The sequence below is a fragment of the Pseudarthrobacter defluvii genome (assembly GCF_030323865.1).
Taxonomy (GTDB): domain Bacteria; phylum Actinomycetota; class Actinomycetes; order Actinomycetales; family Micrococcaceae; genus Arthrobacter; species Arthrobacter sedimenti.
On record NZ_CP066362.1, the window covers coordinates 4,170,031 to 4,186,413 of the forward strand.

The window sequence follows — 16,383 nt, forward strand, 5'->3', positions numbered from 1 at the left end:
AACATGAGGGCATTCACGCATCAAAACCAGCCCCCCAGGCAGCCGCAGCCTGCGCGCAAACTCCGCATCGCCGTCGTTGGTGCCGGCTATTGGGGACCGAACTTGGCGCGCAACCTCCAGGCAAGCCCGGACTGGGACCTGGTGGCCATTTGCGACCTGGACCTTGAGAGGGCGCGGAAGCTGGCGGCGACTCTGGGTGAGATCCCATGCGTGGAGTCCCTGGATGAGCTGCTGGACTTTTGCGACGTAGACGCCGTTGCCATAGCGACGCCGGCCCGCACCCACCACGGAACGGTCATGACGGCACTGCGCGCCGGTAAACACGTCCTGGTGGAGAAGCCGCTCGCGGACAGCCGGGAGCATGGGCTGGAGATGGTGGCCGAGGCGCAGGCGAACGGGCTGGTGCTGATGGCGGACCACACCTACTGTTACACCCCCGCTGTCTTGAAGATGCAGGAACTGGTGCAGTCAGGATCGCTCGGCGAAATCCTGTTCGTGGATTCCACGCGAATCAATTTGGGACTCGTCCAGCCTGATGTTGATGTGTTCTGGGACCTGGCGCCGCATGACCTCGCCATCCTGGATTTCGTCCTGCCGGGTGGCTTGAACCCCACGGACGTGTCCGCGTTCGGCGCGGATCCGCTGGGAACCGGGCGGGACTGCGTGGGGCACCTGAACTTCCGGCTTCCCAACGACGCCACCGCCCACGTGCACGTGAACTGGCTGAGCCCCACCAAGATCCGGCAGATGGTGATTGGCGGGTCCCTGCGGACCCTGGTGTGGGACGACCTGAACCCCCAGCAGCGGCTGAGCGTCTATGACCGGGGCGTCAGCCTGGACCGGCAACCGAAATCAGCCGGCGAGAAGGCTTCCACCGCTGTTTCCTACCGCCTGGGAGATACGTGGTCCCCTGCGCTGCCGGAGCGCGAGGCCCTCAGCCAGGTGGTGCAGGAACTGGCCTCGTGCATCCGCACTGGCCAGGAAGCCCGCACCGGTGGCGCCTCCGGGCTCCGGGTGCTGTCTGTCCTGGAAGCGGTCACCCGCAGCTTGGGCATGGACGGGCAGCCGGCTCCGGTGGCCGGGTCCGAGCTGGCCAGTGCCGGACCCGACCTGGAGGGGGCGCTGTGAGCGCGTTGGAGGGGGCCACCGTCCTGGTCACCGGCGGGGCCGGCACCATCGGATCCACCCTCGTGGACGCCCTGCTCGACGCCGGTGTGGCCCGGATCGACGTCCTGGACAACCTGGTCCGCGGCCGCCTCGGCAACCTTTCCGGGGCCCTGGCAACCGGGCAGGTGGACCTGGTGCGCGGCACCATCCAGGACCGGGACCTGGTTCATGATCTCACCAAGGGGAAGGACCTGGTGTTCCACCAGGCAGCCATCCGCATCACCCAGTGTGCGGAGGAGCCGCGCCTGGCCCTTGAGGTGCTGGTGGACGGAACCTATAACGTTCTGGAGGCTGCCGCGGAGCACAAGGTGGGCAAGCTGGTGGCAGCCTCCAGTGCCTCCGTGTACGGGATGGCCGAGGAGTTTCCCACCCCCGAACGGCACCACCACGCCAACAATGACACTTTTTACGGCGCCGCCAAGTCCTTCAACGAGGGCATGGCGCGCAGCTTCCGCGCCATGAGCGGGCTGGACTACGTGATGCTGCGCTACTTCAACGTCTACGGGCCCCGGATGGACGTCCACGGCCTGTACACCGAGGTCCTGGTGCGGTGGATGGAGCGGATTATGGACGGGCGGCCGCCGCTGATCTTCGGCGACGGCCTGCAGACCATGGACTTTGTGCATACCGCGGACGTTGCCCGCGCCAATGTGCTGGCGGCGGCAAGCAGCATCACCGAGGGGGTCTACAACGTGGCCAGCGGTACGGAAACCAGCCTGCTGGAGATGGCCCAGGCGCTGCTGCGGGTCATGGGTTCCGGGCTTGAGGTGGAACACGGGCCCGCGCGGCAGGTGAACGGTGTAGTGCGGCGGCTGGCGGATACGTCCGCCGCCGCACGTGATCTCGGTTTTAAGGCCGAGGTGGAACTCGAAGAAGGACTGAGGCAACTGGTCAGCTGGTGGATGCCGCTGCGCGACGAGATTGCCGCTGCACGGAAGGTTGGTGCGCCATGACTGCGGAAACATTCCTGACCCGGATCAACGTCATGAAGCCATGGCTTGGGGAAGAGGAAGCCCGGGCCCTGGCCGAGGTGGTGGCCTCCGGATGGGTGGCGCAGGGTCCCAAGGTGAAGGAGTTTGAGGCGCGCTTTGCCGAAGCCCAGGATGCGCGGCACGGTGTGGCCACTTCCAGCTGCACCACGGCGCTGCACCTGGCGCTGGTGGTGGCCGGAATCGGGCCGGGGGACGACGTCGTCGTGCCTTCCCTGTCCTTCATTGCCACCGCCAACGCCGTGACGTACGTCGGCGCCCGGCCGGTGTTCTGCGACGTGGACCCGGCCACCGGGAATGTGACCGCGGAAACCATCCACGCCGCACTCACTTTGGACACCCGGGCCGTGATCGTGGTGGACCAGGGCGGGGTGCCGCTGGACATGGACCCCATCCGCGAGCTGTGCGACCGCCACGAGATCACCGTGATCGAGGACGCGGCGTGCGCCGTGGGCTCCACGTACAAAGGCCGGCCGGTGGGTGTGGGCGCGGACGTTGCGGTGTGGTCGTTCCATCCGCGCAAGATCCTCACCACCGGCGAGGGCGGCATGCTCACCACCAACCGGGCCGACTGGGCTGCCAGGGCCAGGACGCTGCGGGAGCATTCCATGAGCATGTCCGCCGCAGACCGGCATGGCTCGCTGCTCGCGCCGCCGGAGGCCTACCTGGAGGTGGGTTTCAACTACCGCATGACTGACCTGCAGGCCGCCGTCGGAATCGTCCAGCTTGGCCGGCTGCCCGAAGTCCTGGCGCGGCGCCGGGAGATTGCGGCACGGTACGTGGCCGGCCTCACCCGGGTGCCGGGCCTGCGGCTGGTGTCGGACCCGCCGTACGGCACCACCAACTTCCAGTCGTTCTGGGTGGAGGTGCTGCCCAGATTTGGAACAACGCGGGACGGGCTGATGGAGAAGCTGGCCGAAGCGGGCATTTCGGCCCGGCGGGGCATCATGGCAGCGCACAGGCAACCCGCCTACCGATGGCGGGACTCCGGCGGCTCGCTGCTGCAGCACACGGAACGGCTTAATGACAGGACGCTGATCCTGCCGGTGTACCACGAACTGGACGACGACGGGCTGGGCAGGATCATCAGCACCATTCGGGCTGCGGCACCAGGAACGCGCACATGAGTGAGCTGATCCTCATAGCGGCCAGTGGCCTGGCCCGCGAGGTCCTGGCGATGGTGCGCAGCAGCGGGCAGTACGACGTCGTGGGCTTGCTTGATGACGACAAGGAAATGGCGGGGGTCAGCGTGGACGGCGCCCCCGTGTTGGGGACCATTGACGACGCTGCCAGGTACACGAACGCGTTCGTGCTGGTGTGCATCGGCTCGGGCCGGGCGCGGGAATCCGTGGTGGAACGCCTGACGGCGCTGGGCCTCACCGAAGCCCGCTACGCCACCGCTATCGACCCTTCGGTCCAGTACCCGGAAGGGTGCCGGGTGGGCCGGGGCAGCATCCTGCTCCGCAATGTCACGCTCACCGCGTCCGTCACGCTGGGCGCGCACGTGGTTGCCATGCCGTCCGTGACGTTCACCCACGACGACGACGTGGCGGACTTTGCGACGTTCGCTGCGGGAGTGTCGCTGGGCGGCGGAGTCCGGATTGGCCGGGCAGCCTACCTGGGCATGAACGCCAGTGTCCGCGAACGGACGTCCGTGGGCGCCTACGCGACGGTGGGTATGGGGGCAGCGGTCCTGAGCAACGTCCCCGACGGCGAGACCTGGGTTGGCGTGCCCGCACACGAAATCGACGGGGACGGCTTCCGGATTGGGGGGATGTCATGAGGGTTTCATGGCCTCGGGAAGCCAATGATGCAGCAACTGTCACCGTCGTCGTTCCCTGTTACAACTACGGCCACTATCTCCCGCAGGTGGTGCATAGCGTACTGACGCAGAAACGCGTTGCTCCAAGGGTCATCATTGTCGACGACGCCTCACCTGATGGGTCCGTGGAGGTGGCAAATGCCCTCGCCGACGACGACTCCAGAATCAGTGTGGTTTCCCACGCAAAGAACATGGGCCACATCGCCACCTACAACGATGGCCTCGCGAGGGTGGAGACCGAATTCGTTACGCTCGTGTCAGCAGACGACATCGTCGCTACTGGAGCCCTGTCCAGGGCTACCGACCTGATGAGGGCCTATCCCCGCGTGGGCCTGGTTTATGGCTTGCCAACCGAATTCCGTGGCGACCCCAAACCTTCCTGGGAAGAAGATGGCGCACGGCGCAGCAACTGGACCATCTGGCGAGGCAAAGAATGGCTCCTATGGTCCTGCCTGCGGGGACGGAATTTCATTTTTTCGCCGGAAGTGGTGATGCGTACCTCCGCCATGCGGCAAGTGGGCCCCTACAACAAGGATCTCCCCCACTCAGCGGATTTCGAGTATTGGCTTCGGACCGCAGCCGATTGGGACATCGGCAGAATCAACGGTCCATCCCAGGCGTACTACCGGGTTCATGGGAAGAACATGCACATCACCACCTACAGCACCCTTCAAATCGACTTGGAGCACAGGCTTGCCGCATTCCGGGTGCTGGCCACCGCGGAGGTCACCCGTCGACTGCCCAATGGAGACCGCTTCCTTGAACTCGCCATGCGGGGAATCTGCCGGGAAGCTCTCCTTCTGGCTGAGCGGAACCTGGACAGCGGGGGACCAACCGGCACTTCCCTCGAGTTCCTTGAAGTGGCCGTTGCCGCCTACCCTGCCGCAGCCGAGACCCTACGCGGCCGCACCCTCAGCTACCGACTCCGGCGGGCCTTGGCCGGAGCAGCGCCCACAGGCTTCCAGAACTTCACGGAAAGCTACCGGCACCAACTAAACCGCGCACGTTGGGTTGCCTGGCGCAAAGTAGGCATCTCATGAGCACGGAGCAGGCGAAAGCGGGTCCGGTCCAAGCGGTCAAGGCGGGATTGAAGGGAGGGCTTGCCTGGGGCGCTGCTGGAGTAGTGGCCGGCAGGGCACTGCAGTTCCTCACGATGCTTGTCCTGGCCCGGATATTGGCCCCTGAGCACTTTGGCGCCCTGGCTGTCGCGCAGGTTATCCAAACCATTGCGATCAATGTGACGGAACTGGGTGCCACCGCAGCGCTGGCACGCGCTGATCGCGATCCACGTGAGATTGCACCCACAATCCTGACATTGGGAGTGGCAACGAGTGCGGTGATCACGGGAGCGGTCATCTTCTTTGCGCCAACCTTGGCCGCGGTCCTTGGTGATCCCGGCGCTTCCGGAGTCATTCAAATCCTCTCCATCACCATTCTCCTGTCAGGGTGCTCGGGCGTGCCAGCGGCCATGGTCTGGCGCGAGTACCTCCAGCGGCCACGTGCGTTCGTGGAAATTGCGGGAGCTGTATTGACTCTTGCGGTGGCGATCCCGATGGCAAAGAACGGCTTGGGGGCCTACGCCCTTGTTTGGTCACGTGTAGCCGGGCAATTACTGACCACGGCCGGATATTGGGTTATTACCCCAGTCCGGTTCCGTCCCGGCTTTGATCGGCTTGCCGCAGGTTATGTCCTCCGCCTCGGGATGCCTTTGGCGCTGGCAAATCTCGTTGTCTTCGCCACCTTGAATTTGGACTACGTCATCGTGGGCCGGCAATTGGGTCCTGCCCAGCTGGGTGTCTATCTTCTGGCATTCAGCCTTGCCAACCTGCCGAGCAGCTTGATTACCGCAATGATCCGAACGGTCGCATTACCTACTTTCGGCCGCCTGCATAAAGCGGGGCTCCTCGATCGGGCGGCACCGGATGTCCTGGGGTTGACCGCATACCTGGCCATGCCGATATCCGCCTTGCTGGTGGGACTGGCAGGTCCGCTCGTCGAGGTGTTCTACGGCAGCACCTGGCAAGGCGCTCCAGCTGCCATGGTCGGGCTGGGCATATTTGGAGCGGGGAGGATCGTATCGGAAATCCTTGCCGATTTATGCGTAGGAGGCGGCCGCACAACCGGCCTGTTCTGGGTGCAAATGCTTTGGCTGGCCTGCCTCTTCCCAGCCCTTCTGGTGGGTGTCACCTATACGGGCGTGAGCGGTGCAGGTGCAGCCCACGCCATAGTGATTTGGATAGCAGTCCTCCCTGTCTACTTCTTCCTCGTAGGCCGGATTGTCAAAGTGTCGGTCAAGCGAATGCTTGCGCCATCCGTCACTCCGCTTTTTGCGGCCATAGGGACGGGTGCCATCGGTTGTCTCGCCGCTCAGTGGATCACCCCGCCGTTCCTCGCTCTTGCCTCGGGTTGCCTCGCTGGCACTGTGTTGTACCTGGCGCTGACCCTCCGCGCCGCCAAGCGAACGTACCTGCGATTGAAGCAGTTGAGCGACGCAGGCGCGGAAAAGGGTGAAAGGGCCGAAATCGATCCGGCCACCCCACCCGTGACGACAACAACCTCCCAGACAACCTAAAGGAGCTCGAATTGACCCATCCTGAACAAATCCGTGTGCCTCTGGTTGATATCCCGGCGCAGCAGGAGGAGATCCGGGAGGAACTGGAACCCCAACTGATGGATATTATGGCGCGGGCTGCCTTCGTAGGCGGCAAAGAGGTGGAGCTGTTCGAGCAGCAGTACGCGGACTTTCTCGGCGCAAGGCACTGCATCGGCTCTGCCAACGGAACTGACGCGCTGGAAATGGCGCTAAGCGCGGCCGGTGTAAAACCCGGGCAGGAAGTTATCGTCCCGGCCAACACTTTCATAGCAACCGTAGAGGCGGTTCTCAGAACCGGCGCGCGCCCAGTGCTGGCTGATGTAGACGAAGAGTACTTGCTGCTGGATCCGGAATCGGTGCGGAAGTCGATAACGGACAAGACAGCTGCCATCATCCCGGTGCACCTCTTCGGGCAGGTAGCCCCGGTTGAGCGACTGGAGCCAATAGCGGAAGAATGCGGCGCTGTCATCATCGAAGATGCGGCGCAAGCTCAAGGGGCCACCAGGTTCAACAAGGCCGCGGGTACGCTCGGGCACTTGGCGGCCACCAGCTTCTATCCGGGCAAGAATCTGGGAGCCGCGGGGGATGCTGGGGCTGTCACCACAGACGATGATGCAGCAGCCCGGCATGTGCGGCTCCTTGGTTCCCATGGGAGTGAACACAAGTATCGGCATGAGATCATGGGCCGCAATTCCCGCCTCGATACTGTTCAGGCCGCTGTACTTTCCTGCAAGTTGCGGCGCTTGGCCGGGTGGAATGAATTGCGCCGCGAGGCGGCCATGAACTACCAGCAACTCTTGGCGGACATCGAGGAACTGCGACTGCCAACGTCAGCTCCTGGAAATTCAGACGTCTGGCACCTGTTCGTCATCCGTTTGGCGAATCGGGACCGTGTCGCGGACCAACTGCATGGCGCCGGGGTCTCCACCGCAGTCCATTACCCGGTACCCCTCCATCAGACGAGTGCCTGGAAGAGGTTGGATCTGCCCCCCGTGCACGCCCCAATCGCCGAGTCGGCAGCACAACAGATCCTGTCGATCCCGCTGTATCCCCATATTTCGCTGCAACAGCAACAGCATGTGACGAGGGCGTTGAAGAGTGCGCTGGCAAGGAGGTCGAATTGACTCGAATGAGTCTGGGCGAGGTTATATCGAGAACAGGATCGCGCGGTCTGGCGGATACCTCGCGCCGGGTAGTACGCCGCCTTTACGGCGAACTGGATGCCCGCATGGGGATCCAGTCTCTCAACTTTCCTCTGGATGCAGGGGACGTATCCAGTTCAACCAGTATGAGCACTGGAACGCCAAACACTTGCGAGGGACCAATGCATATTGGTTGGCTCATAACGCCACCCATCCCAGGTGCCGGAGGCCATACGACCTTCTTCCGTATGGTGCGGGGGATGGAAGAGCGGGGCCACCGCTGCACGATTCTGGTTTACAACCGGAATGACGGGGCGATGGAAAGGCACCGCTCGGTCATCAGGAACCACTGGCCCGGCCTGGCGGCTGACATCCATCCTGTCCCGGTGAGCTTGGATGGCCTTGACGCATGTGTCGCCAGTTCATGGGAAACCGCTCATGTGCTAGCCGCCCGTATGCCCCGGCGAGGGGGCCCTTCACCCCACTACTTTATCCAGGATTTCGAGCCATACTTCCACCCTCGCGGTTCGCTTTATGCACTTGCCGAGGACAGCTACCGCTTCGGTTTCAACTTGATGGCCCTTGGACCGATGGTGGCGGAGGTATTGAAACGGGAGGTCGGCGTCCGGTCAAAGATCCTGCCCTTTGGTAGTGATGTAGGTACCTACCGGCTCACCAACACCACTGGGCGCTCCGGTGTCGTATTTTTCGCGAAACCCGAGGCTGAACGCCGAGGGTACGATATGGGCCGCCTGGCATTGCAGCAATTCCATCGAATGCACCCGCGGCAGGAGATCCACGTTTACGGAGCACGGGTCACGGGATGGGGCGTTCCTGTCCGGCAGCACGGAAGAATTTCTCCCCGGGAACTCAACGAACTGTATAACCGGACCATTTCAGGGCTTGCCCTGAGCTTCACAAACATCACCCTGGTAGCAGCGGAAATGCTGGCAGCCGGCAACGTCCCGGTCCTCAATGATGACCAGTCATCCCGTGCGGTCCTCACCAATCCGGAGGCGGTATGGGCTGCAGCCAACCCAGCAATATTGGCAAAAACCCTCAGTGACGTCGTCACGGCCGAGGATGCAGCCGAACGATCCGCGAGAGCCGCCTCCCACCGCGAACACACGTGGGCAGAAACCCAGGCCAGTTTTGCGGCCGCGTTGACTGGCTACGAGCTCAGCTCATTGGGCTCCTACTGACTTCGGGGTCAGTGGGACTTCACGAATCGCATACCAGAGGAGAACAAGGTGCGTATGCCCACAGCTTTTTCGTGGTTGTCGACCCCCTTTTCCGTCCAGACGCCAGTGCCGGCTTCCACCATTGCGTCAAAGGCGCCCTCACCCCAGCAGGGACTGCAGTACGTTCCCGCCCTGGACGGCCTGCGGGCTGTCGCCATCCTGCTTGTCCTGGTGCACCACGGTCTCCAGCCACTGCCATTTGCAGGTTTCCTGGGCGTTGACATCTTCTTTGCTTTGTCCGGGTTCCTCATTACGACGATATTGCTCGCGGAACTTAACCGCTATGACCGCATCCGGTTAGGCCTCTTCTACTGGCGCAGGGCTGTCCGCCTGTACCCCGCGCTACTGATAGCCATCGTGGCCATTCTTCCTTTCGGGTTACTCATCCGGGGCAGCAAGCATCTCTTTGAGGTCGCCCTCGCCGCAACGTACCTGACGCCGGTGGCAGGCCAGTTCTTCGGCAAGTCGGGGCTTACCTGGCTTCAAACCTGGAGCCTCGGAATTGAGGAAATTTTCTACCTGATATGGCCATTCACGCTGATACTCCTGTTTTCGCGCCGCGTCCCCGGAAAATGGATCGTCTCCCTGGCCCTTGGGCTCATTCTGGACGGCGCACAGATTGTGCTCGCCTCCACCGGGCAGGACGCGAGCTACTTCCTCCGCGCCGGCGGCCTGTTCCTCGGATGCAGCTTCGCCCTGTGGCTCGCGGAGCATAGGGACGCCCATTTCGCCCCGTCGTGGGGATATGCCGGCGCACTGACCATAGCCTTCGGGGTGGTCACAGCCGGATTCTGGCCCGCGTTCAGTTCCCTGGCCTACATTGCGGCTGCGGCGGGAACCGTCGCAGCGATTGCTTCCATCGTGGCCGGTCCCGGGAACGCGTTTGCTTTGAAGTCCGTCCTTTCCGTTCCGCCCGTCGTTTACGTAGGAAAGATCAGTTACGAGCTGTACATCTGGCACTATCCGATGGCAATTCTCTTCATGCTCGCCGCCGGGACGGACCAACTCATCAACGTTGGTTGGTACGCCATACCGGGAAGCGCTGTTCTGGCAGTCATCACACACCATGCCCTCGTCAGGCCTGCCGCCAGATGGAAGAAGAGATTTTCCTAAACGAAAAGCGCCAAAGGGCTGACCACAGCCGCGGAGGTCCGCAGTTTCCACACTGTTGCAGGACAGGGCCCACAAAGGCCTAACCGGTTCATCCCGACGACAAGCAGCGCCGGGCTAATTTTTCTCCAAGGCCGATGGGTCCACCCGTGCGGAGGTGCTCCACGGAAAGGGAAGGAACGACGTCGTGACAGGCAAACACGAGATCAACAGCGATGGCTCCATCGCAGGAATGGGAGTGCGCGACTATGTGCGCGTGGCTCGGCTCTACTGGCGCTCCATCGCGGTCGTGACCGTCCTTGTTACCGCCCTGGTAACCCTTTGGGCGGCCCTTCAGCCGCGTACCTACGCCGCGGAATCCAGCGCCCTTGTGCTCACCGTGGGTTCGGACAGCGTCAACACACTCCTGACCGGTGATGCCCTGGCGAAGTCCAAAATCAAGAACTACGAGTCGATCGCGGAATCCCGGCTCATCGCAGATCAGGTCATCGCAGCGGTGGGCTTGAATACCACCGCTGACGCCCTGCTCCCCAGCGTTTCAGTCAACGTCCCCGTGGATACGGCAGAAATTCGCATCACTGCCACGTCTCCGGACCCGCTCATGGCTCAGCGGGTGGCTGATGCATGGGTCACCGAGCTGGCCAAAAGGGTGCAGCTGCTCGAAAGCTCCGTTACCGCCGGCCAACCAACCCCTCCGGCCCTCCCGGTAGGCCTGGTTCCCCTCGATAAAGCGGCCCTTCCTACGGCACCAATTTCCCCTAACATCAGACTCGCTCTCCTGTTCGGCGCAGTTGGTGGCCTTCTCCTGGCCTACGCCGCAGCACTCCTCCGCCATCATCTGGACCGCAGGCTGCGCAGCTCCACCGAGATCGAGCGCCTCTTCGACGTTCCCGTGATCGGGACTCTTCCCTATGACCCGGATATCAGCGGAGTCCTAAAGGTACTGGGCACCGAGCGGCACAAACTTACACAGGCAGGAGAACGGAACCGTGCCTTTGTCGAGGCCCTCCGGGCGCTGAGGACCAACCTTAAGTTTCTCGATGTTGACCACCGTCCCCGCATCATCCTGGTAACCAGTCCGATGACTTCCGACGGCAAGTCAACCGTGGCCAGCAACCTGGCAGTAACGATGGCAGCTACCGGTGAGCCTGTCGTCGTCGTCGATGGAGACCTCCGTCGTCCCCGAATCGCTGGTGCCTTCAACCTCGTTCCGGGGGTCGGGGTGACCAATGTACTCAGCGGGCAAGCCCAACTGGTCGATGTGATCCAAGCCCCGACAGTCCTGTCGAACCTTTCGATCGTGGGCTCCGGGCCAACCCCGCCCAACCCGAGCGAACTGCTGGGCACAAATGCCATGAAGCAATTGCTGAGCACCCTTGCAGCCGGAGCCACCGTACTGATTGACGCTCCCCCTTTGCTGCCCGTCACAGACGCTGCAGTTCTGTCGAGCGCCGCGGATGGGGTGATCGTGGTGGCCAGGGCCGGTCAAACCACACGCGATGAATTTGAAAGGTCCCTCAGGGCACTTCAGAAGGTCCAGGCCCCGGTCCTCGGAGCGATCTTCAACTGCGTTCCGACCAAAGGTGTGGATTCCTACGCGTACTACGGTGCCTACACTGCCTCGCCGGAAGCTGCCACTTCAGGGAGTGCCGGCAGGGGTGTTGAGGGTGATCGGCGGAGGACGGAAGAGGACGGTGCCGAAACCCGGGACCGATTTCCCAAGGAAAGCCGGAAAGCGTCGTAGCCCGCCGGGAACTATCTGAAGTGCTTCGAACGGGAAACAGGAGAAAGTAGATGCCCAAAACTGTCGCAGTTGTCGGCACCCGCGGCTATCCAAGCTACTACGGCGGTTTTGAAACCGCCGTCAGGAAGATCGCCCCCTTTCTGGCTGGCAAAGGTTGGGATGTCAACGTTTATTGCCGCCCGGGTGCCACCAAAGATGACGATGACACCCGCGATCCCCGCGTCCGGACCACCACGACCCCGGGTTTGGAACGAAAGTCGCTTAGTACCCTGTCATTCGGCCTCACGGCGGTCCTTCACAGCATCCATGAAAGTCCAGACGTCGCGTTGGTTATGAACGTGGCCAACGGTTTCTGGCTGCCCTTGCTAAAACTGCGCGGCATTCCAACTGTCGTCAACGTTGACGGCATCGAATGGGAACGTGCCAAGTGGAATGGTTTTGCAAAGTTCGTCTTTAAGCTTGGGGCGCGCCTAACCGCCCGGTTTGGAGATGTCCTGGTCAGCGATTCGCTTGAGATACAGCGGCGCTGGAAAGAGGATTTCGGCCGCTCCTCCCTGTTTATCCCCTACGGGGGCGAAGTCCCGGAGCCCTTGGAAGTTGTCCCGGGCCTGGAACACGACTCCTATGTCCTTATGGTGGCCCGGTTTGTCCCCGAAAATACGGTGTCGGAGTTCTTCAGGGCAGTAGAGGACATCGCCGGTGAGCGTCCAGTGGTCATCGTGGGATCCAGCGGATACGGAGGTCCCCTGGACGAGGACGCAAAAGAGTTGAGTGACCGCCATCCGAACGTCACCTGGCTCGGGCACCTCAGCGACGACAAGAAGCTGCTGTCACTGTGGCAGCACGCCGGCGTCTACTTCCACGGGCACAGCGTAGGGGGTACAAATCCAGCCTTGGTCCAGGCTATGGCCTGCGGAGCACCAGTGGTCGCGCGGCGGACCGCGTACAACAGCGAAGTCCTCGACACTTCGGAACATCTGGTGGATCCGCATCCGGCGGACATCGCAAAAGCCCTTCGACGCATGCTGTCGGACGACGAGCTCCGTTCAAGGGCGAGGACCGCAAACATGCAGCGGGCCGCTTTGCAGTACAACTGGGACGATGTTTGCGGGCGTTACGAGCAGGCACTTATGACGGCGACGGCGCCGGCGTCAAAGAAGACAATCCCGTTGGCAGTCGGGAAGGCCACATGACCATTGCTGACCTGGCCGCCGTGGTGGTCCACCACCGCAGCTACCAGACCCTGGGAGCGACCCTGGCCGCTCTGGTTGCCGGTGGTGTGGCCCCGGACCGGCTCCTCGTGGTGGACAACAGTGAAGAACCCGGCCGCCGGACCGAAGTGGAGAAGCTCCTGCCTCCGGGCGCGCAGGCCATCTACTGCGACAACGCAGGGTACGGCGCAGCAGTCAACCGCGGAGCGGCCTGGCATGAGGAAAACACCCAAGGATGGCGATACCTGCTTGTTGCCACCCATGAGACCACGCCCGAGGGCGATTGCCTCGCCGTCCTCCGCAGCACCCTCGCCGAAGATCCCGGGACAGCGGTGGCTGGACCTGTCCTGGTCACCGGCGATGATGGGAAGACATTCTGGTCGCAGGGCGGTTACCTCACCAAGGTGCTGGGGTTGCCGCGCCACCATGGGCACCTGGCGGTGAGGTCTGAAAATCGGACCACTGACGGCCCGCATCCAGTTGCTTGGCTTGACGGCGCGTTCCTGATGTTCCGCCGCGGCATCCTGTCCCGGCATCCCATCGATGAAACGTATTTCCTGTACATGGAGGAAACAGACCACCACCAGACCCTCCGGCGCCATGGTTGGAAAGTGACAGTGAACCCGCAGGCCTTCGCCTGGCAACACTCGAACGGGGTCCCGCCGTTCTACCTCACGCGAAACATCCAGATCTTCCACGCCAAGCACGGGTCACGATTCCAGGCCCAGGCATCCGCGCCGTACCTTTTCGCACGGTCGGTTGCCCGGGACCTCATCAAGCACCACCGAGCCGCCACGCTCGGCCCTATGCTGGCCGGGCTCCGTTCCGGCCGGCCTTTGGCGGCTGCTGCCCGTGCCAAGGAACCGGGCGGCGTTGTGATCGTCAACCCGCTTGGAGGGGCCCTGGCGCACTACACTCAGGCGTTGCATCAACATGTTTTGGCAGCAGGGATTGGGGCGCGCGTCAGAGCCCTGGATGAGCCGTCCGTTTCCGGCCAGCACCGCCTTACGTGGCTTCTGGAATACCTGGAACTGCTGGGCTCAGAGGGGTGGTACCGACGCGGCCGCAGTGTTCGGCCCCGTATCCTGCTTACCTGGCCGGTTTTGGGTTTCTGGGACCTTTTCCTGGTCAAAGTGCTGTGCGGCGGTTCCTCGTGGGTGGTCTATCACGATCCGGACCCCCTGGTCAGGTCAGTGGGAAGCGGCCGGGCGGCTTCCGCTCTCATGAGCAAAATGAGGGGCCGGCCTGAAACACTCGTACACAGCCAGGCAGCCGCCGAAGCCATGCGCGGCAAGGGCTTCACGAACGGACTAACAGTGGTACCCCATCCGGTGGTCCCCCATTCATCAAAGCAGCCGTTTGTGGGGCCTGATGAGCATGACCCCAGTCGCCGTCCCCGGGTGCGCGTCCTGGGGCAGTTCAAGCGCGACAGGGATCTCGACCTTTTGGTGGCTCTGGCCCGCCGCCTGGGGACCAGCTACGACTTTGAAATCATTGGTCGTGGCTGGCCACCGGTCGAAGGATGGCGGGTGGATGCGCGGTTCGTCCCCGAAGACGAACTGAACCATGTGATTGCCGGCAGCGCGGTCATCCTCATTCCCTACAAACGGTTCTTCCAGAGCGGGATCGCCATCCGGGCCCTTGAGCACGCCGTGCCGGTAGTGGGGCGTGCCGAAACGAGCCTGGGCGATCTCTTTGGGCCGCAATCACCGCTGCTGGTCAGCGGCAACAGCGGTCCCGATAACGACGTCCAGGCATGGTGCAGGGCGATTGAATTCGCCGTAGAGCACGGACAGGCGGAAGCTTCCACGGCCGCAGCTGCTTTCCACCGCCAAGCAGCACGGGAGTGGGCGCTTCTCGTGGCCCGTTGAAGGCCGCTGCCTCAGCCTCCGGGGCGCCTCAAACCAGCAGCTCAGCGCTCCAGAAGACCAAACAAAGGGTCCTCGACCCGGTGGCGGGCATGCCTCCGCGCCTGCGTCGGTACGCCAATGGCATTAGGGCGGCTTGCGATGATCGCCAGACCGACGAGCAGCCAGGTAACAGGGAAGAAAACGGCATTTGAAAACAGGCTGCTCACAAGGGTGAAGAGCAGAAGTTGGCCGGAGATGCTGCGAACCCGTGCGAACGCCAGACCAACCAGGAAGACGATCAAGGGAACAGCAAATAGCGCGCCGTCCACCCACATGCCCAGGACCCAGTTGCTGGCAACGTTGTTTTGGGACTCGCCCAGGGTATCTATTTGGCCCCATACGCCCACTCTGCCTGCAGCGCTTAGGCCATGTCCGTAAATGGGTATGGACGTGGCCAGTTGGAGGAGGGAATCATTTTGCCTGATCCGGGCCTGACCGGAAATATCGTGCTCCTGCACGGTCCCTATCATGGTGGATGCCCGGGTTGTCACGTCCTCCTGCAGTTGGGGAATGGCCGACAAGGCCAGGACGGCAGCAACCGACGCGATGACGACGGCGGCACGGCGCCCCCGCCGTGGTCCGCTCTCCGCAGTGTTGATGGCACCCCGGCTGCGTTGAATTACTGACGCCACCCCTGCGGCGGCGATACACACCAGGAGCGCAATCCAGGACGCCCGGGCCATGGCCAGGACAAAGACCGTCACGTTCGGCAGGAAGAAAACCACCTTCCACGCCCGGGCCATGGAAAGCCGCCAACTCAGCAGCACCCCCGCACCCGAGAACATCCCCAGCCAATCAGGTTCCGGGTAGATCCCCGTGGGCCGCCCGATGGCGCTCACGTCCAGATGCCAGAGATCCATGGGGATGACATGGAATACCTGCAGCACGCCCACGATACTGCCAAAAGTTGAAACGACCAGCAGGCCCCAGAGCATGGCCGCCGCATCCCGGCGGCTGGATGCAAAAGTTATGAGCGCGGCCGATGCCGCAAGCCCCAGCAGCTGAAGTCCGAGAGTTGGGCTGTTGACCAGGTCACCCAGCAGCGTGGTTGAGGCCAACAGCAGCGCGGCGGCCAGCAACGCCGCAATGAGCCGGGGTGTGCCTCTGTTCCTTGCCCGGCCGGGCAACAAGACCCAGCCTACGGCGAGGAACGTAAAGACATGGACCCTGAAAACCTGGACTGCAACGAGCCCTGCGGAAACACCCAGGAGGAACGCGAGAATCTGCCGGCGTCGCGGATGCGTAAGAACAGCCACCAAGCCCAGAACTACGGCAGCAAATGCCACCTCAAGGTACAGAGCCTGCGTGAACAGCCCCATAAGCCCCCGCCCTTCCCTGACAGCCACGGCGCAACTGCGGCAAAGCCGGAGTGCGCCTGCAGGATCCTGCATTCTTACGGTAGGGGCCGGGTGACTGCAGGGACTAGGGCATCAGCCCGGGCATGTGGCTACCCG

13 protein-coding genes are annotated in these 16,383 nt (G+C 62.9%); 12 read left to right on the forward strand and 1 reads right to left on the reverse strand.

Annotated features, from left to right (window positions below):
- Positions 1 to 3: 3 nt before the first annotated feature.
- The 12 genes from JCQ34_RS19380 to JCQ34_RS19435 all read left to right on the forward strand — a co-directional run bounded on the left by JCQ34_RS19380 (position 4) and on the right by JCQ34_RS19435 (position 14,890).
- Positions 4 to 1,128, forward strand: a complete 1,125-nt coding sequence (locus JCQ34_RS19380) for a Gfo/Idh/MocA family protein (protein WP_286400558.1) — start codon at positions 4 to 6, stop codon at positions 1,126 to 1,128.
- Complete coding sequence (locus JCQ34_RS19385; RefSeq protein ID WP_286400560.1) at positions 1,125 to 2,120, forward strand: NAD-dependent epimerase/dehydratase family protein; 996 nt, start codon at positions 1,125 to 1,127, stop codon at positions 2,118 to 2,120. The genes JCQ34_RS19380 and JCQ34_RS19385 overlap by 4 nt, the downstream gene beginning before the upstream one ends.
- Positions 2,117 to 3,283 (forward strand): DegT/DnrJ/EryC1/StrS family aminotransferase, encoded by a 1,167-nt coding sequence (locus JCQ34_RS19390; protein ID WP_286400561.1) that lies wholly within the window; start codon positions 2,117 to 2,119, stop codon positions 3,281 to 3,283. The genes JCQ34_RS19385 and JCQ34_RS19390 overlap by 4 nt, the downstream gene beginning before the upstream one ends.
- Positions 3,280 to 3,939 carry an acetyltransferase gene (locus JCQ34_RS19395; protein ID WP_286400562.1) on the forward strand — a complete coding sequence of 220 codons (660 nt, stop codon included), beginning with the start codon at positions 3,280 to 3,282 and terminating at the stop codon, positions 3,937 to 3,939. Before JCQ34_RS19390 ends, JCQ34_RS19395 begins: the two co-directional genes overlap by 4 nt.
- Positions 3,936 to 5,018 (forward strand): glycosyltransferase family 2 protein, encoded by a 1,083-nt coding sequence (locus tag JCQ34_RS19400; protein WP_286400564.1) that lies wholly within the window; start codon positions 3,936 to 3,938, stop codon positions 5,016 to 5,018. The genes JCQ34_RS19395 and JCQ34_RS19400 overlap by 4 nt, the downstream gene beginning before the upstream one ends.
- Positions 5,015 to 6,550: a lipopolysaccharide biosynthesis protein gene (locus JCQ34_RS19405; protein WP_286400565.1), complete on the forward strand. Its 1,536-nt coding sequence runs from the start codon at positions 5,015 to 5,017 to the stop codon at positions 6,548 to 6,550. Before JCQ34_RS19400 ends, JCQ34_RS19405 begins: the two co-directional genes overlap by 4 nt.
- Before the next feature lie 11 nt (positions 6,551 to 6,561).
- Entirely contained in the window at positions 6,562 to 7,695 is a 1,134-nt protein-coding gene (locus JCQ34_RS19410; RefSeq protein WP_286400566.1) for a DegT/DnrJ/EryC1/StrS family aminotransferase, read from the forward strand.
- A 278-nt stretch (positions 7,696 to 7,973) separates the two neighbouring features.
- On the forward strand, positions 7,974 to 8,915 hold the full coding sequence (locus JCQ34_RS19415; RefSeq protein WP_286400567.1) for a rhamnosyltransferase WsaF family glycosyltransferase: 942 nt from the start codon (positions 7,974 to 7,976) through the stop codon (positions 8,913 to 8,915).
- Positions 8,916 to 8,969: 54 nt separating this feature from the next.
- Positions 8,970 to 10,067 (forward strand): acyltransferase family protein, encoded by a 1,098-nt coding sequence (locus JCQ34_RS19420; RefSeq protein WP_286400568.1) that lies wholly within the window; start codon positions 8,970 to 8,972, stop codon positions 10,065 to 10,067.
- A gap of 184 nt (positions 10,068 to 10,251) precedes the next feature.
- Entirely contained in the window at positions 10,252 to 11,808 is a 1,557-nt protein-coding gene (locus tag JCQ34_RS19425; protein WP_286400570.1) for a polysaccharide biosynthesis tyrosine autokinase, read from the forward strand.
- Between the two features lie 50 nt (positions 11,809 to 11,858).
- Positions 11,859 to 13,001 (forward strand): glycosyltransferase, encoded by a 1,143-nt coding sequence (locus tag JCQ34_RS19430; RefSeq protein ID WP_286400572.1) that lies wholly within the window; start codon positions 11,859 to 11,861, stop codon positions 12,999 to 13,001.
- On the forward strand, positions 12,998 to 14,890 hold the full coding sequence (locus JCQ34_RS19435; protein WP_286400574.1) for a glycosyltransferase family 2 protein: 1,893 nt from the start codon (positions 12,998 to 13,000) through the stop codon (positions 14,888 to 14,890). Before JCQ34_RS19430 ends, JCQ34_RS19435 begins: the two co-directional genes overlap by 4 nt.
- Positions 14,891 to 14,931: 41 nt before the next feature.
- Here JCQ34_RS19435 and JCQ34_RS19440 read toward each other — a convergent pair whose 3' ends face one another.
- Positions 14,932 to 16,248, reverse strand: coding sequence for an O-antigen ligase family protein (locus JCQ34_RS19440; protein WP_286400576.1), 1,317 nt, complete (start codon positions 16,246 to 16,248; stop codon positions 14,932 to 14,934).
- Positions 16,249 to 16,383 lie beyond the last annotated feature (135 nt).

Coding starts and splice junctions, on each gene's coding strand:
- JCQ34_RS19400 (WP_286400564.1), top strand. CDS start 3,936: ATGAGGGTTTCATGGCCTCGGGAAGCCAATGATGCAGCAACTGTCACC.
- JCQ34_RS19435 (WP_286400574.1), top strand. CDS start 12,998: ATGACCATTGCTGACCTGGCCGCCGTGGTGGTCCACCACCGCAGCTAC.
- JCQ34_RS19430 (WP_286400572.1), top strand. CDS start 11,859: ATGCCCAAAACTGTCGCAGTTGTCGGCACCCGCGGCTATCCAAGCTAC.
- JCQ34_RS19440 (WP_286400576.1), bottom strand. CDS start 16,248: ATGGGGCTGTTCACGCAGGCTCTGTACCTTGAGGTGGCATTTGCTGCC.
- JCQ34_RS19390 (WP_286400561.1), top strand. CDS start 2,117: ATGACTGCGGAAACATTCCTGACCCGGATCAACGTCATGAAGCCATGG.
- JCQ34_RS19405 (WP_286400565.1), top strand. CDS start 5,015: ATGAGCACGGAGCAGGCGAAAGCGGGTCCGGTCCAAGCGGTCAAGGCG.
- JCQ34_RS19420 (WP_286400568.1), top strand. CDS start 8,970: ATGCCCACAGCTTTTTCGTGGTTGTCGACCCCCTTTTCCGTCCAGACG.
- JCQ34_RS19395 (WP_286400562.1), top strand. CDS start 3,280: ATGAGTGAGCTGATCCTCATAGCGGCCAGTGGCCTGGCCCGCGAGGTC.
- JCQ34_RS19380 (WP_286400558.1), top strand. CDS start 4: ATGAGGGCATTCACGCATCAAAACCAGCCCCCCAGGCAGCCGCAGCCT.
- JCQ34_RS19415 (WP_286400567.1), top strand. CDS start 7,974: ATGGAAGAGCGGGGCCACCGCTGCACGATTCTGGTTTACAACCGGAAT.